General features: G+C 42.1%; 16 protein-coding genes. 5 read left to right on the forward strand and 11 right to left on the reverse strand.

Annotation, left to right across the window (positions count from 1 at the left end):
- Window positions 1–49: 49 nt before the first annotated feature.
- A complete protein-coding gene (locus ACOI22_RS07800; protein WP_420671463.1) occupies window positions 50–1,648 on the reverse strand; it encodes a tetratricopeptide repeat-containing sulfotransferase family protein in 1,599 nt (532 codons plus the stop codon).
- Between the two features lie 36 nt (window positions 1,649–1,684).
- Window positions 1,685–2,185 (reverse strand): Lrp/AsnC family transcriptional regulator, encoded by a 501-nt coding sequence (locus tag ACOI22_RS07805; RefSeq protein WP_420671464.1) that lies wholly within the window; start codon window positions 2,183–2,185, stop codon window positions 1,685–1,687.
- A 154-nt stretch (window positions 2,186–2,339) separates the two neighbouring features.
- Between ACOI22_RS07805 and ACOI22_RS07810 the strand changes: the two genes are divergently transcribed.
- The 3 genes from ACOI22_RS07810 to ACOI22_RS07820 are packed head-to-tail and all read left to right on the forward strand — an operon-like array spanning window position 2,340 to window position 6,318.
- Window positions 2,340–3,638, forward strand: a complete 1,299-nt coding sequence (locus tag ACOI22_RS07810; RefSeq protein WP_420671465.1) for a purine-cytosine permease family protein — start codon at window positions 2,340–2,342, stop codon at window positions 3,636–3,638.
- Window positions 3,639–3,659: 21 nt separating this feature from the next.
- A complete protein-coding gene (locus ACOI22_RS07815) occupies window positions 3,660–5,249 on the forward strand; it encodes a hydantoinase/oxoprolinase N-terminal domain-containing protein (protein ID WP_420671466.1) in 1,590 nt (529 codons plus the stop codon).
- The gene (locus ACOI22_RS07820; protein WP_420671467.1) at window positions 5,236–6,318 is read left to right on the forward strand and encodes a DUF917 domain-containing protein; all 1,083 of its coding nucleotides are present in this window, start codon (window positions 5,236–5,238) and stop codon (window positions 6,316–6,318) included. The genes ACOI22_RS07815 and ACOI22_RS07820 overlap by 14 nt, the downstream gene beginning before the upstream one ends.
- A gap of 34 nt (window positions 6,319–6,352) precedes the next feature.
- Here the strand turns inward: ACOI22_RS07820 and ACOI22_RS07825 are convergent, their stop codons facing one another.
- The 7 genes from ACOI22_RS07825 to ACOI22_RS07855 form a co-directional block, all read right to left on the reverse strand.
- A complete protein-coding gene (locus ACOI22_RS07825; protein ID WP_420671468.1) occupies window positions 6,353–10,429 on the reverse strand; it encodes a translocation/assembly module TamB domain-containing protein in 4,077 nt (1,358 codons plus the stop codon).
- Between the two features lies 1 nt (window position 10,430).
- Window positions 10,431–12,203: an autotransporter assembly complex protein TamA gene (locus tag ACOI22_RS07830; protein ID WP_420671469.1), complete on the reverse strand. Its 1,773-nt coding sequence runs from the start codon at window positions 12,201–12,203 to the stop codon at window positions 10,431–10,433.
- A gap of 192 nt (window positions 12,204–12,395) precedes the next feature.
- A complete protein-coding gene (locus ACOI22_RS07835) occupies window positions 12,396–13,286 on the reverse strand; it encodes a multidrug transporter (protein ID WP_420671470.1) in 891 nt (296 codons plus the stop codon).
- A gap of 156 nt (window positions 13,287–13,442) precedes the next feature.
- Entirely contained in the window at window positions 13,443–14,771 is a 1,329-nt protein-coding gene (gene hslU, locus ACOI22_RS07840) for an HslU--HslV peptidase ATPase subunit (RefSeq protein WP_420671471.1), read from the reverse strand.
- Window positions 14,772–14,803: 32 nt separating this feature from the next.
- Window positions 14,804–15,328, reverse strand: coding sequence for an ATP-dependent protease subunit HslV (hslV, locus tag ACOI22_RS07845; protein ID WP_420671472.1), 525 nt, complete (start codon window positions 15,326–15,328; stop codon window positions 14,804–14,806).
- A gap of 111 nt (window positions 15,329–15,439) precedes the next feature.
- The gene (locus ACOI22_RS07850) at window positions 15,440–16,075 is read right to left on the reverse strand and encodes an SPOR domain-containing protein (RefSeq protein WP_420671473.1); all 636 of its coding nucleotides are present in this window, start codon (window positions 16,073–16,075) and stop codon (window positions 15,440–15,442) included.
- A 98-nt stretch (window positions 16,076–16,173) separates the two neighbouring features.
- Entirely contained in the window at window positions 16,174–18,369 is a 2,196-nt protein-coding gene (locus ACOI22_RS07855; protein WP_420672342.1) for a primosomal protein N', read from the reverse strand.
- Between the two features lie 254 nt (window positions 18,370–18,623).
- Between ACOI22_RS07855 and rpmE the strand changes: the two genes are divergently transcribed.
- The gene (gene rpmE / locus ACOI22_RS07860) at window positions 18,624–18,836 is read left to right on the forward strand and encodes a 50S ribosomal protein L31 (protein ID WP_420671474.1); all 213 of its coding nucleotides are present in this window, start codon (window positions 18,624–18,626) and stop codon (window positions 18,834–18,836) included.
- Window positions 18,837–18,915: 79 nt separating this feature from the next.
- On the opposite strand, the gene ACOI22_RS07865 is transcribed toward rpmE, so the two are convergent.
- A complete protein-coding gene (locus tag ACOI22_RS07865; RefSeq protein WP_420671475.1) occupies window positions 18,916–19,368 on the reverse strand; it encodes a DUF302 domain-containing protein in 453 nt (150 codons plus the stop codon).
- Window positions 19,369–19,654: 286 nt separating this feature from the next.
- Here ACOI22_RS07865 and ACOI22_RS07870 point away from each other — a divergent pair, with 286 nt between their 5' ends.
- Complete coding sequence (locus ACOI22_RS07870) at window positions 19,655–20,899, forward strand: malic enzyme-like NAD(P)-binding protein (protein ID WP_420671476.1); 1,245 nt, start codon at window positions 19,655–19,657, stop codon at window positions 20,897–20,899.
- Window positions 20,900–20,957: 58 nt separating this feature from the next.
- On the opposite strand, the gene ahpF is transcribed toward ACOI22_RS07870, so the two are convergent.
- The gene (ahpF, locus tag ACOI22_RS07875) at window positions 20,958–22,550 is read right to left on the reverse strand and encodes an alkyl hydroperoxide reductase subunit F (protein WP_420671477.1); all 1,593 of its coding nucleotides are present in this window, start codon (window positions 22,548–22,550) and stop codon (window positions 20,958–20,960) included.
- Between the last annotated feature and the right edge of the window lie 195 nt (window positions 22,551–22,745).

The raw sequence follows: 22,745 nt of genomic DNA on the forward strand, positions 1-22,745 counted from the left end.
TATATAAGCGAAAAGAGGGCCTAATGGCCCTCTTTTTTTATGGCTAACGCTATTCACATAAGTCGTGCTTTTGTAAGTAGTTTTGCATCTCTTCTAAGGCATTTCCATATCGCTGCCAGCGGCCAATTGAACTACTATTAATAGGCTGCCTAACTTGCACACTACTGGCGGTTGAAACCGGCGCAGGATTGTTATGAAATGCCAAACACTCTGCTTGCCAAGGTAATTCGCAATAGGCCAGAATGCGTTTAATTTGCTCCTCTGGATTAGCCACCAATGCTTCATATTTTACTTCTAGTAATTCGTTTGGGTAACTTGATTGCCAAAAATCCATCAACATCTTAAATTGGTGAAAATACCTAGCACAATCCAATAAATTATAAGCGTAATTGTAGTATGAAAAGTTAATCGCAAATAAGGTTCTAAAGTTGCTTAAACAAACGTCCATTGGATGGCGATTTAATATAATTATTTTGGCATTGGGCAAGGCTTTTTTAATAAACCCAATTTGTAGGAAATTAAGCGGCATTTTATCAATAAAATGAATAGCCTGGTCACTAACAGGTTTGGTGCTTTGAAGATACCTTTCGCCTAAGGCTCTGAAATCTATACTTTTAGCCGCCGTAATTGTGTTGGGATCAAGTACTTTGTTGCCCGGGGTTTGCGTTAATTTTTTAAGTTCTACTGCAAAGTTTTGCAGCTCCCCCGCTGATACCACATCTGAGTGACTCGACAAAATCCTATCCACTAAGGTTGTACCTGAACGCGGCATACCCAATACAAATATAGGCTGTGTTGTTTTAAACCCTAGGTGCTTTTTGTCAATAAACTCTTGGCTAAATGTTGTTTTTAAAACAGAAAACAGTGCGTCATCGTCTTTACTTGTATAGGCTAATTGCGCTTTCTTTTTACTATTCCCTCGCTCAAGTGCTTGTAGCGCTTTTTCGTATTCCCCCACGCATTCATATTCTTTAGCCAATGCATGGCAAAGGTGTAACTCACCGTCTACATGCTTACCTACGCTTTCTAATAAGGTAAGCAATCGGCTTATTTTGTTATTCGTTTTAGTGCTTAAATTAAGCTCAGCCAGCGCAGAGTGCGCTTGATAGTATTTAGGATTTAGTGCAATAACTTTTTCGTAGGCTTGCTGCGCTTGCTTGAAATCTCCTAGAAATTTTAAAGAAGATGCCAAATTATAACAGAAAGAAGGATTTGAAGCTTGTTTACCAATAGCTTTATTAAATAGCTCAACCGCGCGTGCATGTTCGCCTAAGCGGCTAAGTACTACTCCCATCGTATCGTTAACTAAAGGGCTATTGGAGCCCAGTTTCATCCCCTTTTCTATAGCGGTTCGCGCTTCTTCATAGCGATTCACTAATGACAAAGAGCGCGCATAAAAAGCCCAATATTCAGCATTTTGTGGGGCAAATTGAATGGCTACTTTGTTCAGTTCTATGGCTTTGGTCATTTGCTGCATATTTAGTGCAATCATACTAAGTAGAAAATGCGCATCGGCATGCTTTGGATCTAACTTAAGCATTTCCACACAGGCTTGATGAGATTGCTTTAACGCATTTTTGTTGCTTGCAGCCTGGTTAAGATATTGCTGAGCAGCACGATGTAATTGAGTGATTTTTTCAGCGCTCAATGTGATTCCTTTATGTTTATTAAATGTATAGACGTACTAGTCTACCCATTTTAGTTTATCTATTGGGTAGCCTAAGCACCATTTAGCTCGGTCTAAAATCATGCGTATTTTAATTCGCTTAATACCTAATTTAGGCTGATTACTAAGTTCGTCGCAGGTTTCGTTTAAAGCTTTTACATCAGGAAAGCAAGTAAATGAAATAAAGTCGGCATCATCTCCCACCCGCACACAATCCATAAATTCAGGTATGCGCTCTATTTCTTGCTCAAATGCTTTGCGCCCTAGTGAGGTGTTACTTTCCAATGTAAATTCAACATATGCAAGTACGTGTTCACAAATTCGGTCTAAATCCATCTCAGTGTGAAAATTAATGAAATACCCCGCTTCTTTTAAGGCCTTGGTTCTTTGAAAACAAGCACTGGGTGACAAGGCAATAATGTCGGCTAACTCTTGGTTAGACAAGTTCGATTGCGTATGCAGAGTTGATAATATTTTCTTGTTTATTGCGTCCATTTTAACTGATTTATTTTGATTCATAGTTCAATACACCACACTCGTTTACGCAAGTAGAAAAGCTCATTTTGATATAGACAAGCAAATAAAGAAAATGTTTTTATAAAACCACTTTAATAACAAGATTATTTTGCCCTATTTAACATAGTATAAGTATATCTAGTCAGGAGAATATTAAATGGATAAGCCAAGTAGTGGCGATGTCGCGCACATAAAAGATTTGCATTTAGTGCCTTGGCCGCGAGTGGCTGCCGTGTCAGTCATGATTGCGTTTTCGTTGCCTACCTTCATGAGTGGCCTTGAAGTATATAATGGTTTGTCGGTGTCAGATCATTTAATTGCGCTTATTGTTGGTTCAATACTACTCACACTTATTGGCGCAACCATGGGCGTAATAGGTGCAAAAACGCGAATGAGCTCGTACGTGCTTGTGCGCATAGCGTTTGGAGACGCCGGAGCAGGCATAGTCAATATAGCTTTCGCATTATCGTTAATTGGTTGGTTTGGTGTAAATATTGATTTATTTGCAGGCGCCGTCAATAAACTGTTAAGTGAGCGCTATGACTTACTTCTACCAGAATGGGGCATTGAAGTAGGCGCGGGTATTTGCATGATTGCTACTACGGTATTCGGCTTTAAAGCAATAAATATATTAGCCAGCTTAATGGCCCCAATTTTAGCGGTGGTTACCGCAGTCATGTTTTGGTTTGCTTTTGCCGAAATCAGTTTCGCTGATTATTGGGCCATTGAAAAAGAAGCCACTTTAAGCTTAAGTGATGGTGTTGGTGCAATTGTTGGTGGAATTATTGTAGGGGCGATTATTCTTCCCGACATCACTCGGTTCAGTGCCAATTGGCGCGGCGGTGCTTACACTGCGTTTTGGTCATACATGGTGGTAGAGCTCATTGTATTGTTTGTTGCGGGCTTCGCTGCTGCGGCTATTGGCGAAACCGGCATACTAAACTTAATGCTTGGCTTAGGTTTAGGCCTTGCCGCATTTATTATTGTAATAGCCGGTAGCTGGGTGCTTAATTCACTTAACTTATACAGTACCATGCTAAGCGTTGAAGCGACCTTTCCTAAAGTGAAAGGCGGGGGCTATGTCATACTATTTGGTTTAGCGGGCGTGGTAGCGGCATTTTTCAATATTCTAGATTACTTTATCTCATTTTTAGTCTTTCTTACCGCTATTTTTGTACCGGTAGCGGGTGTCATTATTGCAGATTATTTACTTGCTCCTGCACAAAAGTATCATGCAAAAACCTTAGAAAAGAACCAAAAGTTTAGCCTTCCTGCCTGCATAGCGTGGTTAGTGGGCGCTGGTATATCGGTGTTTGATGATTCACCGTTTGTGCCTTCAATAAGCTCAATAAGCGCTCTAGATGCCATATTGGTAACAGGCCTACTGTACTGGTTATTGTCTCGGCTATTACCTTTAGCTGCAAACAAGCAAGACACTTCAAACAACAGCCAATAACCCCATTCGGAGAACTATTTAATGCGTATAGGAATAGATGTAGGCGGCACTCATACTGATGCAGTGTTAGTACAAGGCTCTGATATATTGGCAAGCACCAAAGCGCTGTCATCGGCCGATGTGCTAAGCGGCATTTTAAATGCGCTGCACACAATATTAGATGAAGCATCGGTAGAAACAAAACACATTGAAGCCATTATGATTGGCACCACACAGTTCACCAATGCGGTGGTAGAGCGCCGAGAGCTATCAAAGGTAGCAGCTATTCGTATAGGAGCCCCTTCAGGTAAGGGCCTTCCCCCCATGATTGACTGGCCTGAAGACTTAAGTGCCATATTGGGCAATCATGTTTATACACTTCAAGGCGGATTTTTATATGACAACTGGCCCCTTGCAGAGCTTGATGAGACTGAAATAAGCCACACAATTGCAGATATTAAAAGCAGAGGCCTTTTAAATATTGCAATATCATCGGTGTTCTCATCAATGAACCCTGAGCCAGAAATCAGTTTAGGTAAAAAAATCAAACAAGCTATTCCTGAGGCTCGCATTACTTATTCGCACAAAATTGGCCGAATCGGCTTACTTGAGCGTGAAAATGCCGCCATATTAAATACCGCATTATTGCCTTTTGCTGAAAAAGTCATTGATGCATTTGAAGGTGCTATGTCACACATGGGCATGACATGCCCCGTGTTTGTTAGTCAAAATGACGGCACCTTAATGAATACGCAATTTGTTAAGCAATACCCGGCCTTAACGTTTTCATCAGGACCCACTAACTCCTTACGTGGCGCAAGCAAGCTAACAGGGATTAAAGATGCCATTGTTGTAGATATTGGCGGCACTACCTCAGATATAGGCGTATTACAAAATGGTTTTCCACGAGAATCAAGCTCCATAGTGAGTGTGGGCGGCGTAAGAACCAACTTTCGTATGCCTGATATTAACCCCATAGGCTTAGGCGGCGGCAGTATAGTTAGTAATAACGGCAACACCATTGGGCCGGTGTCGGTGGGTCATAATTTGGTGACCCAAGCACTCATTTTTGGCGGCGACACCTTAACTAGTTCTGACATTATTGTTGCTGCAGGTAAGGCGCAAATGGGAAATAAAGAAGCGGTAACTGACATACCAAGGGACACTATTAAACAAGCGCTCGCAACCATGCAAAGTATGCTTGATGACGGCGTTGATGCAATGAAATTAAGCAGTGGGCCTGTACCTGTAATTCTGGTAGGTGGTGGCTCAATTTTAGTTACCGGTGAATTAAATTCAGCCAGTGAAATTATTCGGCCGAAACATGCTGAAGTCGCGAACGCGATTGGCGCATCCATTGCCCAAATAAGCGGTGAGAGCGATATGATGGTGTCGTATCAAACTACTCCTCGAGAAGACGCTATTGAGATGGTGACTCAACAAGCTAGCAACATTGCTGTAGCCGCTGGAGCCGCCCCCAAATCTATTTGCGTAGTTGAGCTTGAAGAAACCGCAATTCCCTATATGGAAAATGCCAGTACCCGAATAAGAGTGAAGGTAGTAGGTGATGTTGCCGCACTAAGCAGCCAAACAAAATCCAAGCACTCGCAAGGAGCACATGATGCTAATTAAATATACTGACTTAGATGATTTATCCTTAGGCGCTGTATTTCTTGCTACTGGTGGTGGCGGTGACCCATACATTCCGCAGCTATTATGTACGCAAATATTAAAACAATATGGCCCAGTGACTTTGCTCAATGTAAATGAATTGGCCGATGACGCACATGTTATATCCTTAGGCGGCGTTGGTGCACCTACCGTTGGCTTGGAGTTACTTCCCTCAATTGATGAGAGTATTCTTGCACTGGAAGCTTATGAGGCATATACGGGCAGGACGGTTGATGCGCTTATAGCCTTTGAAATAGGCGGTGCAAATTCTTTAGTGCCCATTATGGCAGCCGCCATGAAAGGCATTCCGTTGATTGACGGAGACGGCATGGGCCGCGCCTTACCAGAGGCGCAAATGATGACCTACGCAATAAATGGTGCCTCACCCACTCCGGCTGTATCTCTTGATTATGCAGGCAATGTAACGTGCTTCTCAAGCAAAGACACCCCAACTTATGAACGCCATATTCGCGCATTAACTCAAGCATCGGGCGGCATGTTAATAAGCGCTGAGCACCCAATGCGCGGTGACTTCTTAAAGCAATCGGTGATTAATGGAACGGTGAGTTTTTCTATGCGCCTAGGCAAGGTGCTGCGCGAAAATAAGGGCAATGCAGAGTCATTGCTTGAACCATTACAGGCCATTTTAGATGGCTCGGTTTACGGCGCTTGCCGGCTATTGTACACAGGTAAAGTCACTGACTACGCAAGCAGCATAGTGAACGGGTTTGATGTGGGAAAAGTAGTGATTGAGTCTTTCAGCAAAGATAAACCCGCTATGACAGTGAACATCAAAAATGAATACTTAAGTGCGCATATTGGCAGTGAACTCATAATAAGCGTACCCGATTTAATTGTAATAGTGGAATATGAAACATCAGTACCCATTAACGCTGAACGGCTTAAATACGGCCAACGGGTTGCTGTGTTTGGCATAACCTGCCCTGAATTCTTTCAAAGCGAAAAAGCCTTAAAAGCAGTATCCCCAAGATGCTTCGGATTTGATTTTGACTACAGCCCATTAAAATAAACCACTCGCTGAAAATCACGCAGGGAATACGAGCTTAATCGTTTTCCCCGCGGGTCATTTCGTAGAATAAGTCTACCGCGCTATTAGTCCCGCTTTTCGCTTCAATATATAATTTAGGCATAAGCTGATATTTCAAAATTACCTCGGTGACAGAATCAAATAAGCCTACTCCGTAGGTAACTTGAATTCTATCTGAAATACGCCCGGTTACCTGCACTTGCGTGCTGTCACCGCCACCGGCAGTTTGAATATTCAAGGAGTCAAAGCCTAAGTTTTTACCTAGCTTATTCACTTGATTACCCCCACTACTAATGCCAAAGTTAACCAGCGCATTAACTAGTTGCACATCGTTTGATGTGCTTGTGCCGCCGTTTAAATCAGTGCCTTGCAATAAGTAAGATAACTGCCTTGCTTGAATCATGTCGGGTTCTGAAAAGAGCTCAACTTTAGGCACCATAGGATTCCCGGTAATTTGCACACCGGCAATTACTTGGTCTTGCGTATTTAGCGGATTGCGAATAGCGGTAATGTCAAATTGTGGCAAGCTAGGCGGGCCATTGAAGTAAATGTCACCACTGCGTATTTGAAGCATTTGGCCATAGGCTTCATATTTACCCGAGAGTATATTAATACTGCCGTTTAAATAGGTTTGCATAGGCGAAAACTGCTCACTGGTCTTATTCACTTTTTGAATAACACGTAGTTGTAGGTCACCCGCTAAACTGGCTTTTAGATCTAAGGCTTCAATATTAACTCGGCTCAATTTAGGCACATCAAGTAAAATATGTAAGTCTACATCTAGGCCTATTGGAATAGCTGGTGGCTCAACAGGCTTACCAATAACAATGGTGTCACTTGAAGGTGACTTAGCTGACTTAGGCAGGTTTTTAATTTGAATATCAGCATTGGGAATCGTAATACTGCCACTTAATTTTACGTTGTCAGGTGTTACGTCAAAAGTGAAATTCGGTGAGGCTAATAGTTCGCTGTTTTGATACGCCAACTGCATACCTGAGCCTTGTACTTCGCCCGATATCGACAAACCATCAGCAAAACTCGCTTTTGCATTGTAATTAGCATCCCCCGAGCCTAACTCAAATTCCCCTTCAATGGTTGCCTCACTATTTACCACCTCTATTGTTTGGTTAAAGTTGCTAAACGGATAGGGGTAATTATCAATAATGAGTTCACCTTCGCTTACGTCCAACTTACCGTTTACAAGTGGCTGATCTAACGCGCCCTCAAAGCGCAAGCTACCATCAATAGTGCCGGCTAGCTTCTCTGCCCCCGGTAAAAATCTCAGTAAAGGAGATACATCAAAGGCTTCTATTCTGACTTCACCTTTGTGGCTTCTTTCAACAGGCGCTAAATTCAACACAGAGCGCAGGCCAAATGCCCCTGATTCCGTTGTACCGGCAAACACGTTGCTGGTAACTACATCATCGCTTAGTTGTAGGTTGGCCACTATTGCCGATAACTCTATGTTATGGCGAGTCGTTTGTAAGTTGGCCGCAGTGATAACGTTAAACATATCTGCACTCACGCCATTTTTTGTATTACTGCTTAAATTAATGTTTGAACGTAAGGGAACCTTACTGCCCACTTGAATCATATCGGGTAAATAATGAATTAACGCGGCGGCTAAATCGTATTGAATATTGGCACTAAGTTGCGCTTCTTCGTTTTCATATGTGGCGTTGTTTACACAAATTTCGTTTTCACTTGTTGCGCTTGTGCTATTAAGTGATACCCAACAATGCGCACCTAGGTAACTGTTGCTGGCCGATAGCGAAATGGGCGCGGGCGATTGCAGGCTTATTTGGTCAAAGGGCAAGCGCCACTCGCCTTTCTCCCACTTTCCTTTCCATTGACTTTGCTTATTTGCACTAGCTTGCTTAAATGAGCCATTAAAGCTATGAGCCAAACCATATTCAGGATGTTCAAGCGCCAAGCTTAGTTGATGTTCGCCGGCATCCCCCTGCGCTTCAACGGTAATACTGTTAGCCAATAGTTCATTTTGATATAGCTCGCTAATACTCATGCGTAATTCACTTGCAAAATCATTGGCAATATCAGAGCTTAAGCTCATATCTAAGCGCTTTAATGTGAAGGCCTCATACGCAATTGAATCTGCGGCTATAGTGGCTTGCAATGTAGGTTTGGCAATTTCACCCGCTAACTTAATATTACCCTTCAATTGGCCTTTTATAGGTGCATACAAACTACTTAGCTCTGGCATGTCTATTTGCAAAGAGAAGTCACTGTTACTTTGTTCTAGTTTCGCCAGTTCTTGGCCTAGTTCACTGGCGCTAAGGGCTGATGGTAAGGTTATTTTTCCTTTACCATTTATACTGTTTTTCCCTTGCTTAAAAGATAAGTTCTTAACGCTCAACAATCCACTTTTAGCAAGTTCAATGTCGCACAACAAGTTCACATCAAAGTTTTTTGAACTACTTTCAGTGTTGGTACGAGTAATGTTGCCTTGGATATTTTGGCATAGCAAACTGCCGCTTAGTGTGTCAGCGCTGTAGCGCGCGTTTAAGGCTAGCTTACCGTTAATTAATGCGCTTATATCACTGCTAGTTGCTTCGGCATTATTGGCGCTATCAATTGTGCTAGGTACAAGGAGCATTGGTTTAAAGGCTTGAAACGCTAAATCGAGTTTGTTCACTAAGGCTAGTTTGCCGGCTTTATTTTCAAGTTGATGCACACTCGATGCATCAAATACCCCTAAAGCGCCATTAGTACTTATTTTTGACAGCTTAAGAAATTTGTCTGTTAGCGAGGCTTCACCCTGAGCCACAATACGGCTAGCCTTTTCCTCAATGGTATTTGCATGTATATCAAGCTGATACAAATTAGTATTGCCGTTTACCACTGCAGTAAATGAACTCAAGGGCAAGCTGATGCTTTTGAACCATTGTGAGAAACTTGCATTAATGCTGCTTGCATTTGCGCTTAGCTCAAGTGGGAGTTGGCTACTGGCTATATTTGCGGCAAGCTTAAGCTCTACAATTGTCTTATTATTATTTTCAAGCACCAAACTTGTGTCAAATGCATTGCCCACCAAGCTTAAGTGTAGGGGTTTTGCTTGTTCGCTGGTTAGCGCAATATTGGGCTCAAGCGCAAGTGAAAGCTCGTGCTCAAAATTGCTCGCCAAGTCAATTTTAAATGTGCTATCAAGGCTTTGTACTTTCAAATCATTGGTTTGCAAGCTTAAAGCCGCATCAAGTTTCTGCTCGGTGAGTTTAGCTTTTATACGTGTGTTGTTAATACATAAAGGCTTTTCACCTTGTAAGCATATTAACTTTATTAAGCCGGCTTTTAGCTGGGCATTAACCGGAACAAACACCTCAGGCAGTTGTATGGGGGTGTACTGCCAATTCGCAAGCATATTTAAATCAAACGCTTCACTCTTTTGCGGGGCATTACTACTTTCGCTCGTTTTTGCTGTATCGCTTTTGTTATCATTTTTATTATCATCAGCACTCGATGCATCTTTTACATCCGCTTGCTGATACACATTAATTTGCTTTATATCTAAGGCATCAATTACAAAACTTTCGTGAGCAAATAACGAGGTTTGCAAGCCTTGTAAACTAAATATGGGAAGCACATTTCCAGCATTATCTTGCTGCTCAATCACAAGGCTATTAAGCTTAATTTTCTCAAGTAAAACGGGCAGCGGTAAGCTTACGTATTGTTTGCTAGTCTCTGTTTCGGGCTCAGGCACTGTCTCTTGTGCTTTTAATACCGTGCTCACGCTTTCCACGCTTATTTCAGGTACACATACTTCGCCTAAAAACAAGCATGATAAACTCAAATCAAGCAAAGCTTGATTCACTTCTAGGTCAATTTGCTCACTATTAAATTGGATTTTTTCGAATTGAAGTGAGGAATAAAAGCTCCCCGATTCACCTTCAATGACCAAACCTTCAAGTTTATTCGCTTGCCCTGCAATTATGGATATTCCTAGTGGAGACAACGCTAGCATAACAAGCAAAACTACAAAGAGTATTAAACCTAAAAAAGCATAGGCTAGCCTACGTGTCCAATTGGTATGTTTGCGAGGAGCGCTTGGGATATTTGTATCGGTAGTTTGTTCTGACATGTTATAAACCTGGCCCTATGACTAAATGCAGACGCCAAGTATTTTCAAAATCAGACTGCCCTCGTGCTATGTAAATTTGTACGTTGCCAATGGGGGATAACCAATGCACACCAGCACCTGTGCCGGTGGCTAAACTCTCACCAAAAGTTTCACTGGCGCTTCCTGCATCAAAAAATACCGCCGCGCGCCACGAATCGGCAAAACGGTAAGCATATTCAAGGCTAGCTACTGCTAAGAATTTTCCGCCTACGCGCTCATATTCAATTTCACCATCTACCTCTACTTCATTTACATCGGTAACCTCGTTTAAACCAAATCCTCGTACACTTTGATCCCCCCCGGCAAAAAAACGATGGGTAGAGGGTACTTCTGAAAAATCGTTAGTAGCAATTGCGCCTATATCCCCTCTAGCGACTACTCTATGACGGTCGTACTCGCGTATCCACTTGGTGCGCGCGGTTACCTTGAACAAATCAATATCCGACAACAAGCTTTCGCTGGCACCTTCTACAGTAAGTTGCTGCCTATCTCCCCAGCCCACAAAAATATCACCACGCTTGCGTACGCGATTTAAAGTAAAACCTGGCATCACCAAAAGCGTGGTTTCTTCATCTTGCAAACCTTGCGTAAATGATTCTTGCTCTACTTTCAAAAAACCAATTTTATCCCACTGCATTTCTTCTTTAGCCCCCCACTGCCTTTGTATAGCGAAAGTTAAAGTATTACTTAAGGTCTGGTTTTCATCGGTTCGTTTTACGCCCACTTGGTAAGTTAGAAAGTCTTTAAGGGGGTTATCTTTTGGAATTTTATACACTAAGCTCAAGCTTTGTTCAGGACTTGAAAGGTAAAGGCTAGCACCTAATGAGTTACCTGCGGTATTTACCCATGGGCGTGTCCAGTCAATGCTAATTCTAGGGCCTGTATCGGTTGAAACACCAATGCCGTATTTAAAAAGATCTTTAGGTTTGGGTTTTAAAATCACTTCAATAGGGACGAGTTTATTCTCAGCGTTTTCTACGTTAGCCCTTGCAATAGCACTGCTGAAATATTTGGTACTTGCTAGGTTAATAGAAAACTCACCTACCTTACTTTGTTCAAAATACTCGCCGGTTTTAAAGGGTTTGACGCTAGTGGCTATGTCGTTACCTCGCGTGTTGCTTAAAAACACAAGATCACCAAACTTATAACGTTCACCAATATTAAAAATCCAATGGACTGTGCCAGTACTGGCGGTGTTTGAAGCATTTTCAAGCACAAGTAGTTTGTGCAAAATAAACTGAAAATCAAAATACCCATATAACAAAGCGTAAGTAGATAGCTGATTTTTTAAGGACTCATATTGGCTATGATTTAGCGCTTTGCCTTTTAGTGCATTGGTACTGTTAACTACATTAGCAAGGGCTTGTGGTAAGGCACTAATGTTTGAAATATCATGCTGCATTACTACATTAGTCACCATGGCAATTTCATTTAAGACAATGCTAATTTCTACGTTTAATTCTGTATTTGCATTATATTTGATAGGAGCAATAGACACTTTGCTATTGTAGTAACCAAAAGCTTCTACGGCTTTTTGGGCTTTTTGAATTAAGCTTTGTTCGTAGTCATCAATTTCATACTGTGAAACCGGCGCATTGACTTCATTTAAGTAAATAAGCACATTTTCTTGTATCTCAGAAGAGGCTTCGCTATTAATCACAAAGTTAGCTGCATAGCTCAAATTACTGCATGCTAACAATAGCAAAGTAAGAACAATTGAAAGGTTTTTTATCACTTTATTCCTTTACGGGTTACATTCCCGCCCAATGGACAGTTTTTAATTTCACTCTACTTGTATATTATTTCAATCACTGCACGGATGCAGCGAAAGCACAAGGATGTGTTACCCAATTTAATAGCGTGAGCAATTTCTTATTTTAACACTACTTAGCCATTCCCACTACGCAGAGTTAAAATAAGTGCTCTTTTACGCCCACATTACTAAAATTGCCGCGCACGCTATTAATAAGAGGCCTGCTATTTCATGTAATTTTACTTTGTTTTTTAACCAAAAGTGCGCCAAAAGTAAGGTGCTAAGTACTTCTAATTGGCCTAAGGTTTTAACATAGGCCACGTGCTGCAATGCCATGGCACTGAACCAACATATTGAGCCTAAACAACTTGTTGTGCTTGTTGCGATGGTTGCTTTCATTTGGCGAATTAATTGGCCAAAAACATAAGGCGAAGTAAGCGCAATATAAAGTATTAAACATAATGTTTGTATACACAAAACCCATAACAGCACCCACGCCGCACTAAAAGGAAACGCTACATCCAGTAATAGGCTTGCTTCCCTAACCAATAATGATGTTAAAGCAAAGCAGGTTCCACACAGCAAACCGGTAAGTAGGGTTTTGGGGCTTAAACCTTGTAAGCGGTTACCGCTGCTGAGTACAAATACAGCCATAGCGCCCAATAAAATCCCCAACCACCCTAACAAGCTTAACTGCGAACCAAAAAATAGCGTTCCCAATACCCCCGCAACCAAGGCTTCACTTTTTGCAAGCCCCGCGCCTATGGCAAAGTTTTTCTGCTTAAATAGCATCACCATAAATGAGGTGGCGGCTATTTGAAATAAGGCAGCTAAGCACACCAACACTACAAATTTGACTGTGAAACTGGGAATAAGTTGCTCAAAGCCTAGCGCAGGAGCGAAAAAATATAGCAAGCACAAATAAGCGAATGCTATTGGCGGGGCAAAAATAAAGCGCGCTAAGGTAACGCCAAGAGTATCTACCTTAGCGCTTAATTGGCTTTGCAATGCATTTCGAATGGTTTGCATAATTACCGCGCCAATTGTCAAAAATATCCAAGCCACTGGCTGGTGTCCTTATGCAAGTTATTTTCAATTGCCCAATAGGCGCACTACTATATGAGTTTTACACCTAAGCGCAAACTAATTTCAAGAAAAATAACAGGCAATAAAAAAGGGCTGTTTAGTACAGCCCTTTTAGAAATTACATTGTTGGTTTAATTACAATATAAAGCGTGACAAGTCTTCATTTTCAACCAAGGCTTCGAGGTGCTGATTCACATAAGCTTCATCAACTACTAGCGCTTCACCTGAACGGTCAGATGCGTTGAAAGAAATTTCTTCCATTAAACGCTCCATCACCGTATGCAAGCGGCGCGCACCTATGTTCTCAGTTTTCTCATTCACCTGCCAAGCGGCTTTAGCAATGCGCATTATGCCTGATTCTTCAAAGCTCACATTCACACCTTCAGTGGCAAGTAAGGCCTTGTACTGTTCAGTTAAAGAAGCATTTGGCTCAGTTAATATACGCACAAAATCTTCTACATTTAATGCTGACAACTCAACACGAATTGGCAAGCGCCCTTGTAGTTCAGGGATAAGATCAGAAGGTTTAGCCATTTGGAATGCGCCAGAAGCAATAAACAGGATATGATCAGTCTTCACCATCCCATGCTTAGTTGACACCGTTGAACCTTCAACTAAAGGCAGTAAATCACGCTGAACACCTTCACGCGACACATCTGCGCCACTATTACCTTCACGCTTACAAATCTTGTCTATTTCGTCAATAAATACAATGCCCGTTTGCTCAAGTGATTCTATTGCATCTTGCTTAAGATCTTCTTGATTAATTAACTTAACAGACTCTTCTTCCACTAAAATTTTAAACGCTTCTTTAATTTTTAGCTTTTTCTTCTTCTTTTTATCACCCGACAAGTTTTGAAACATACCCTGAAGTTGGTTAGTCATTTCTTCCATACCAGGGGGCGCCATAATTTCTACGCCTACTTGCGGTAAAGCCACATCTAACTCAATTTCTTTATCATCAAGTGAGCCTTCGCGTAACTTTTTACGAAAAACTTGGCGAGCGCCTTTTTCTTCCACCGGCTCTTTGTCACCAAAAGAGTTTTCAGCGGGTGGAATAAGAATATCTAAGATACGGTCTTCAGCCGCTTCTTCTGCTCGAAATTTAACTTTCTCAGCCGCTGATTCTTTGGTCATTTTCACGGCGATGTCAGCTAAATCACGTATAATGGTTTCTACTTCTTTCCCTACATACCCTACTTCAGTAAATTTAGTCGCTTCAACCTTGATAAAAGGGGCATTTGCCAGCTTGGCTAATCTTCGAGCAATTTCAGTTTTACCCACGCCAGTTGGGCCAATCATAAGAATATTCTTAGGCGTTACTTCTTGGCGAAGTTCAGGTTCAAGCTGCATGCGGCGCCATCTATTTCTAAGCGCAATAGAGACTGAACGTTTAGCCGCAGCTTGGCCAATAATATGCTTGTCTAATGCATGTACAATTTCACGGGGAGTCATATCAGACATAAATTTTCCTATCGTTATTCTTTCAAGCAGGTCTAAAAATCAAGTGTTTCGATTGTTTGATTTTGATTGGTGAATACACAAATATCACCTGCAATGGTAAGGGATTTTTGCGCAATTTCTTGTGCGCTTAAGTCGGTATTTTGCAGCAATGCAGTGGCGGCCGATTGCGCGAATGCGCCACCTGAGCCTATGGCGATAAGGTCATTTTCGGGCTGAACAACATCACCAGTACCAGTGATAATAAATGAAGCGGTATGATCAGCTACAGCTAACAAGGCTTCTAGCTTTCGAAGCGCTCTGTCAGTGCGCCAATCTTTTGCCAGCTCTACGGCTGCGCGGGTTAAATGCCCTTGATGAATCTCTAATTTGCTTTCAAAACGCTCAAACAGAGTAAATGCGTCAGCGGTGCCGCCAGCAAATCCGGCTAGCACTTTACCGTTGTATAAACGGCGAACTTTTTTAGCATTACCTTTCATAACGGTATTGCCTAACGATACTTGTCCATCACCGGCCACCACGACTTGATTGCCACGACGTACAGACACAATAGTTGTCATATTCTACTCCTAATAATGCCGCTTGAACGGCTGTATCAAAAGTAAATGGGGCATCTGCTACGTAATTCAAGGCTCATTTACAAGAATAAACGCCAATTTAGCGGCCAAGTGCTACCAAATTTTGCAGCGCTGAATATCATTGCGCTTAAGTGTATGGCGGTCTTTCTCGGCGTCACGCTTGTGTTCGTATGGCCCGAGTACCACTCTGTACCATTTCCCGCCGTTGCTTTCAATTACGCGAGACTCAAACCCTTGAAAGGCAAGTCTAGCTTTTAATTCTTCAGCTCTTTCTGCGGTTCTAAATGAGCCACACTGCATAATGTATTCGCGGTCACTTTCTTTGGGGCCTGTAGCATCCACTTCTACAGAGGCTTCAGGTAAGGCATCAATGTACTCCCACTCTTCTTCACCTAATACGGGTAAAGGAGGTAAGGGCGGCACTTCACTTTGTACATCATTTACTACCTCTAGGGGCGAGCTGCTGTCATCTTCGCCACTTTCCATAACAGGCGTTTCATCTTGAGATGAACCACTAGGGGCTTGCTGGTCAGGTTCAACATCACTTTTTTGCAGCGCGTATAAACCATAAATAAAAGCCACAATAACAAGCACCGCTAAAACAATACGCGCCCACGGGGTTGTGGCAGCAAGTTGCGTCTGCTTTTGTGGTTTGGTTGATTTTGCACGCGTAGCCGGTTTGCGCTTGCGGGCTTGAGGTTTGCGTTTTACGTAGTCTTTTGGAGCCATTGTGCCTGTATTAACCCAGTTTTATTATTGTGATGCTAGCAGCAACACAGTATAAGAAATTTACCTTGTATTAAACACACATTTTTTCAAACATTTGTTTAACTAAAGTCGGTTGGCATAATATCTACTATCCAACGAAGCTTAGCCGCAAATTGATGCTTCTCTAAAGCTTCTTTTGCTTGCTGCATTGCTTTTACCAAATAAGCACTTGAGTTTGACTGCGCTACCGTAATGAATCGATACCGCCCTTGCTTTTTTTCTACTCCTGCGGGGAAAGGCCCCACAAATTCTAGTTGCTTAAACTGCCCTAACAACTGCCCTGCATATTCTAAAAAGTTAAGAATAGGGGCAAGTTCGGTGTGCTCTACCCGAATAGCTGCTTGATAGCTAGCAGGCGGCAGCTTAGCTGCAATCCGTTCACTTAATAATGTTCGAGCAAAATGACTATATCCGTTGTTGACCAAATCTTGCAATAACGGGTGCCCTACTTGATAGCTTTGAAGCCAAACTTCCCCGGGCTTATTCTCGCGCCCTGCTCTTCCACTAAGTTGCGTTACTAACTGCGCTAGTTTTTCTGGTGCGCGGTAGTCTGAACTAAACAAAAATGAATCTACATTTAAAATGAGCGCTAGGGTAACATTGGGGAAATGATGCCCTTTTGAAAGTATTTGTGTACCTACCAATAGCTGATGTTTGTTTTGATTTATTTCGGTAAGTAGCTCATTTAATTTTCTTTTGCCACGGGTGGAATCACTGTCAATTCGCACGCACGAATAATCGCTAAAACGCTTAGCCAGTATTTGCTGTATTTGCTCGGTACCAATTCCTTGTGTGCTTACATTTTTAGAATGGCACTTTTTACACGAATGCTGGTAGGGCTCAAACTTACCGCATCTGTGGCATTGCAAATTGTGCGCACTTAAGTGCACTGTGAATGGGTTGTCGCAATCTAAGCAAGTTTCAACATGCCCGCACTGTTCGCAAATTAACGCTGGCGCATAGCCTCGTCGGTTCACATATATGAGTACTTGATTACCCGCTTTGAGCTGCTGCTCTATTCGCATCATCATTGATGGCGCTATGCCTGCGTCAAGTACCTGACCACCTAGGTCAATTAGGTGCTGGGTTGGCATGCTCGCGCTACCCGCACGCTGCGCTAAAATTAAATGACGATACTTATGACTAAGTGCATTATGCAGGCTTTCTAGCGACGGCGTAGCGGTCCCTAAAACCAAGGGGATGTTATACTGATTTGCTCTATAGGCCGCAATATCACGGGCATGGTAGCGAAGTTTATCTTGTTGTTTGTATGATTCATCGTGCTCTTCATCTACAATAATCATACCGGGCTTTGCTAATGGCAAAAATACTGACGAACGCGTACCAATGAACACCGCCATTTGATTGTGCTTAGCTTGTTGCCATACTTGAAGGCGCTCATTATCGGTTAAAGCCGAATGCCACACCGCCACCACATTCCCAAAGCGCTCTTCAAACCGCTTAACCGTTTGCGGAGTTAGCCCTATTTCAGGCACTAAAATAAGCACCTGCTGACCTTGTTGTAGTACTTCTTCAATAACTTGCAAATATACTTCGGTTTTCCCGCTACCGGTAACCCCTTCAATCAAAAAACCAGTGTAGCCTTCGGCTTGATTAATACTGGCTATAGCAATTGCCTGCTCAGGGTTGGCTCGCTTCTTTTCGCCCAGCAGCATGTTTTCTTGCCATGTATTGGTTTTTGGCGTTTGCAAATTAACGTGTACCAATGATTTATCAACGAGGCCCTTTACTATGGAAGGCGAATAAGCTTTTTTTGCATCTTTTAACAACATTGGATGCGAGCTTATGTACTGAAACAGTTGCGCTTGCTTTTTACTGCGTTTAAACGTTTCAATGAGATCTGATTGCGATATTTTAGCTAAGCTTTCTTTGCAAACATGCAGGTATTCAAGCGCTGTAAGCTCTGCGCTTTCGCCTTTGCGAAGGAGTGTAGGAAGCATAGCTGACAACACTTCACCCATAGGATAAATATAAAAACGAGATATCCACTTAGCCAAGCTCATAAGCTCTTGGCTGAAAATAGGCGCCGTGTCTAAGGGTTTTATAGCGGGCTTTACTTTTGCGGCATCAAACTCGCACTCGCTATTTACCGCCAATACCACTCCCACCCGTTTTTTATTGCCAAAGGGCACTTGTACGCGCCCGCCAATTGGATAGTCGTTAAGCTGTTCTTTACTAATTGAATATGCAAAGTCACGATGCAAGGGTACGGCCAAAGCAACACTTAAATACATGGTAGGCTGGATAGATGGTAGTGAGTCGGGCAAGGCACTAATTTTTCTGTAAACTGGAATAAAGATAAAATACCACAAACTTATCGCTTTTATCAGCCATGAAATAAAAACAACTTGAATTAAGTGCTGTGTTTATATAAACTCCGCTCTCCAAAATTCCGAGTATAGCAATGCTGTACTCATTTTTAATTAACGACGTTTGGTGTGCAACTTCGGGTTGTATAGCGAGACGGCCTTGTAAATATAGGTAAACCATGAAAGCTGATATCCATCCAAAATACGAAGAAATGACTGCAACTTGTTCTTGCGGAAACGTAATGAAAATCCGTTCTACTCTAGGTAAAGATATTAACCTAGACGTATGTTCAGCATGTCACCCTTTCTACACTGGTAAGCAACGTAACGTTGATACTGGTGGCCGTGTTGATCGCTTTAAGAAGCGTTTTGGTGCACTTAAAGCTAAGTAAGCATTACGCTAATTTAGATGAAAAATTAGAAAGCCGCTATTTAGCGGCTTTTTTTATGCCGGTTAATTTTTTAAGAGTTTTATTTTTTAGCAACAGTGGCTTTTGACAAACTGCTCAGCACACCTGAAATTTTAACAATTAGTTCATCGCACCCTACCATTTCATGACGCGCTTTAAGATAACTAGGATTGTTATAAGATAACCACACTTTATCATTAGCATCTTGGCTAACGAGTATTTTCTGCGGTAAATCAATCGCAAGGTTTTGCGCACATTGCATTAAGGGTGTCCCTACTTTGGGATTACCAAAAATAATCGTTTCAGTGGGCCGAAGTGCAAGCCCTACGCCGCTAGCATTTTCTGAATGATTCACGCGGGCAAATAAACTCAAGCCTTTATTCTTAGCGATACTTTCAAATCGGTCAGCGGTTTCTTTTACAGAATATGGGCTTTGAACCGACACTAGCCCCTCAGATGCAAGTGCTGCATGTGACAACATAAGTAACGCTGCCCCTATTGCCATGATTTTCATTATTTACCCCAATGCTGATTTAACCAATTTGACCTTACAAATAACATATAAAGACGACTTTAGCAGTAACATTCACCAAACAACGGTTTTCAATGACGAACATTCATACAATTAATTAACATGTTGATTTTATTTTGTAGCCCTTGATTTACTTGGTCTAACCAGTTGCTATTAGCGCCTTATTACGGCTAGGCTAGCGTTTTATCTGAATAAATTTGTGTTATTGTGCTTACAAATATTATTTTCTTATTTCACTAACATAATTCTCGTAAGGACTTATACCTAGATGTCTGATTTTCGCCAACGAGCACTGGATTATCATGAGTTTCCCAAGCCAGGGAAAATAAGTGTTGAGCTTTCAACACCTGCGGCCACTGTAGATGACCTCGCCTTAGCATACAGCCCCGGTGTGGCCGAGCCTGTGCGCGAAATAGCAGCCGATCCTAACGAAGCGTATCGCTATACGGCAAAGGGCAATATGGTAGCTGTTATATCAAATGGCACCGCTATTTTGGGGCTGGGAAATTTAGGTCCTTTGGCTTCGAAACCGGTTATGGAAGGTAAGGCTCTGTTGTTCAAACGCTTTGCTGGCTTAGATTCAATTGATATTGAAGTCAAACACAGAACCACCGAAGAATTTATTAACACCGTTGCAAACATTGCTGACACTTTTGGCGGTATTAACTTAGAAGATATAAAAGCACCTGAGTGTTTTGAAATTGAAAAAGAGTTAATTAAACGCTGCAAAATACCCATTTTTCATGATGACCAACACGGCACGGCTATAGTTACCGCCGCAGGCATGCTTAACGCCTTAGAGATTCAAGGCAAAAATATTAACGAAGTAAAAATTGTTTGCTTAGGTGCCGGAGCAGCCGCGGTTGCATGCATGGAATTGCTTATTAAATGCGGCGCATTGCGTGAAAAAATCTATATGCTTGATCGCCAAGGTGTAATTCATACTCGCCGTGAATCATTAACTGAGCACAAAGCGCTATTTGCCAATAACACTGATAGCCGAACATTAGAAGATGTGATGGACGGCGCTGATGTATTTTTAGGTGTGTCAGGCCCTGACTTGCTGCCACCTGAAACACTGGCCCTAATGGCTGACAATCCAATTGTATTTGCATGTTCAAACCCTGATCCAGAAATTACCCCCGAGCTAGCCTTTGAGGTGCGCCAAGACTTAATTATGGCTACCGGACGCTCTGACTACCCTAACCAGGTAAATAATGTACTGTGCTTTCCATTTATTTTTAGAGGAGCATTGGATGTTAGGGCTTCTGAAATAAACGACGAAATGAAAGTGGCAGCTGTTGAGGCCATTAGAAGCGTATCAAAAATGTCAGTGCCACAGGAAGTGCTAGAAGCTAGTAACAGTGAATCACTTAGCTTCGGTAAAGACTATATTATTCCTAAACCTATGGATCCAAGATTGTGCAAAACCATTGCAACGGCCGTAGCGCAAGCTGCGATTGATTCTGGGGTGGCAGCCATTGAAACCCTGCCTAGTGACTATTTAGCGTAAGCCATTAAAAAAGGGCATGCAAACAAGGTTTACATGCCCTTTTCTCACTTAGCTGCTGTTATGCAGCTTGTTCTTTTTCAGCTTGCTCGCTCACCGGATTCATTAGTAAGTAGTCAAACGCTGCTAACGATGCTTTTGCACCTTCACCCATTGCTACAACAATTTGCTTATACGGAACGGTTGTTACATCACCACAAGCAAATATACCGCTTTCACTGGTGGCGCCCTTTTCATTGATAATGATTTCGCCGTACTTAGTTAAATCAACTACGCCTTGCATTACTTTAGAGTTAGGTACTAAGCCAATTTGTACAAATATACCTTGTAGTGGCTGTTGTTTAACTTCTTCGGTAGCGCGGTCAATATACTCAATTGCCGTTACCTTACCGTTTTCAGCAATTACTTGCTTAGTCGCTGCATTTTTAACAACGGTAATGTTGTCACGTTTATATAGCTGTTCAACAAGTACTTGGTCGGCTTTAAGTTCAGGCAGGAACTCATAAACCGTTACCGACTTAACAATTCCAGCTAAATCTAGCGCCGCTTCTACACCTGAGTTACCCCCGCCTATTACAGCTACATCTTTACCTTTATAAAAAGGGCCGTCGCAGTGCGGGCAATAAGCTACGCCGTTACCGATGTTCTCTTTCTCACCAGGTACACCTAGCTCTCTCCAGTTTGCACCGGTTGCCACAATAATTGAGCGGGTACGTACCACTTCGCCATTACTTAGGGTAAGTGTTTTAATCGTACCGTTTTCAATTTTATCTACGCGAATGTGTTCTTTCTTGATGATTTCGTGCTCATCTAAGTGTTCAACCAAAGAACCCGTTAACTCAGGGCCTGTGGTGTACTTCACAGAAATAAGATTTTCAATGCCCATGGTATCTTTCACTTGGCCACCAAAGCGGTCTGCAATAATCGTAACCGCCAAGCCTTTACGAGCTGAATAGATTGCCGCAGATATACCTGCTGGACCACCACCAATTACCGCTACATCTTGCAAAGGAATTTCTTCTGCGTTGCTGTCTTGCTCTAAAATTTCAGGCTGCGCGGCACTTAGCTTTTCAATAATACCGGCAATCTCAACTTTACCACTGGCAAACACTTCGCCATTCATATAAACAGTAGGTACACCCTGTATGTTGTTTTCTTCAATCAATTCAGGATAAACGCCGCCGTCTATCATCTCAGCTTCAATGTTAGGATTAAGCAAGGCAAACTGATTCATAGCTTGAACTACATCAGGGCATGCATGGCATGACAAGCTTACGTATACTTGGAATTTAAGCTTATCTTTTACTTTTTTAACCATATTTTGAATGCTTTCATCAAGCTTTAATTGGCTACCGCCTGCTTGTAGCACGGCTAAAATAAGTGAGTTAAATTCGTGTCCGCCTGGTACACCTGAAAAAGTAATGCCGGTGTCTTCACCGTTAGCTTGCACTAAAAAGCTGACAGGGCTGCGCAATGTGTCACTGCGATCACTCTCAACTAAGGTAATTTTGTTCGACGTGCTAGCCAACTGTGACAACATCTCTTTTAACTCAGCGCGCTTTTCGTGCTCGCCTGTTTGAAGAACAAAAGTAATGTCCTTGCTTAAATCTTTCATATAGCCTTTTAAGGCGTTTAATATATCTTGAGTTAACATAGGTGTAATCCTCATAGTTCGAAAATGGATAAGTGCTCAACACTTCTAATTTAAAGGTATGAGCGTACCGTCAGCAAAAGTTTCTGCTTAACTGTGTAAAATGGTTAATTAACTTTCTGGGCTGCTTAGTTGATGTAGAATCAATAGGAAGTAAATGATTGATGTGCATCTTGTTATGTAGCATAGCAATCGTTT

Origin of the sequence: Glaciecola sp. 2405UD65-10, assembly GCF_048820975.1 — a bacterium.
In the GTDB taxonomy this organism is placed as follows: Bacteria; Pseudomonadota; Gammaproteobacteria; order Enterobacterales; family Alteromonadaceae; genus Glaciecola.

Excerpts from the sequence above, each read along its gene's own strand:
- ACOI22_RS07805 (WP_420671464.1), bottom strand. The coding sequence starts at position 2,185 with ATGAATCAAAATAAATCAGTTAAAATGGACGCAATAAACAAGAAAATA.
- ACOI22_RS07810 (WP_420671465.1), top strand. The coding sequence starts at position 2,340 with ATGGATAAGCCAAGTAGTGGCGATGTCGCGCACATAAAAGATTTGCAT.
- ACOI22_RS07815 (WP_420671466.1), top strand. The coding sequence starts at position 3,660 with ATGCGTATAGGAATAGATGTAGGCGGCACTCATACTGATGCAGTGTTA.
- ACOI22_RS07820 (WP_420671467.1), top strand. The coding sequence starts at position 5,236 with ATGATGCTAATTAAATATACTGACTTAGATGATTTATCCTTAGGCGCT.
- ACOI22_RS07825 (WP_420671468.1), bottom strand. The coding sequence starts at position 10,429 with ATGTCAGAACAAACTACCGATACAAATATCCCAAGCGCTCCTCGCAAA.
- hslU (WP_420671471.1), bottom strand. The coding sequence starts at position 14,771 with ATGTCTGATATGACTCCCCGTGAAATTGTACATGCATTAGACAAGCAT.
- hslV (WP_420671472.1), bottom strand. The coding sequence starts at position 15,328 with ATGACAACTATTGTGTCTGTACGTCGTGGCAATCAAGTCGTGGTGGCC.
- ACOI22_RS07850 (WP_420671473.1), bottom strand. The coding sequence starts at position 16,075 with ATGGCTCCAAAAGACTACGTAAAACGCAAACCTCAAGCCCGCAAGCGC.
- ACOI22_RS07855 (WP_420672342.1), bottom strand. The coding sequence starts at position 18,369 with ATGTATTTAAGTGTTGCTTTGGCCGTACCCTTGCATCGTGACTTTGCA.
- rpmE (WP_420671474.1), top strand. The coding sequence starts at position 18,624 with ATGAAAGCTGATATCCATCCAAAATACGAAGAAATGACTGCAACTTGT.
- ACOI22_RS07865 (WP_420671475.1), bottom strand. The coding sequence starts at position 19,368 with ATGAAAATCATGGCAATAGGGGCAGCGTTACTTATGTTGTCACATGCA.
- ACOI22_RS07870 (WP_420671476.1), top strand. The coding sequence starts at position 19,655 with ATGTCTGATTTTCGCCAACGAGCACTGGATTATCATGAGTTTCCCAAG.
- ahpF (WP_420671477.1), bottom strand. The coding sequence starts at position 22,550 with ATGTTAACTCAAGATATATTAAACGCCTTAAAAGGCTATATGAAAGAT.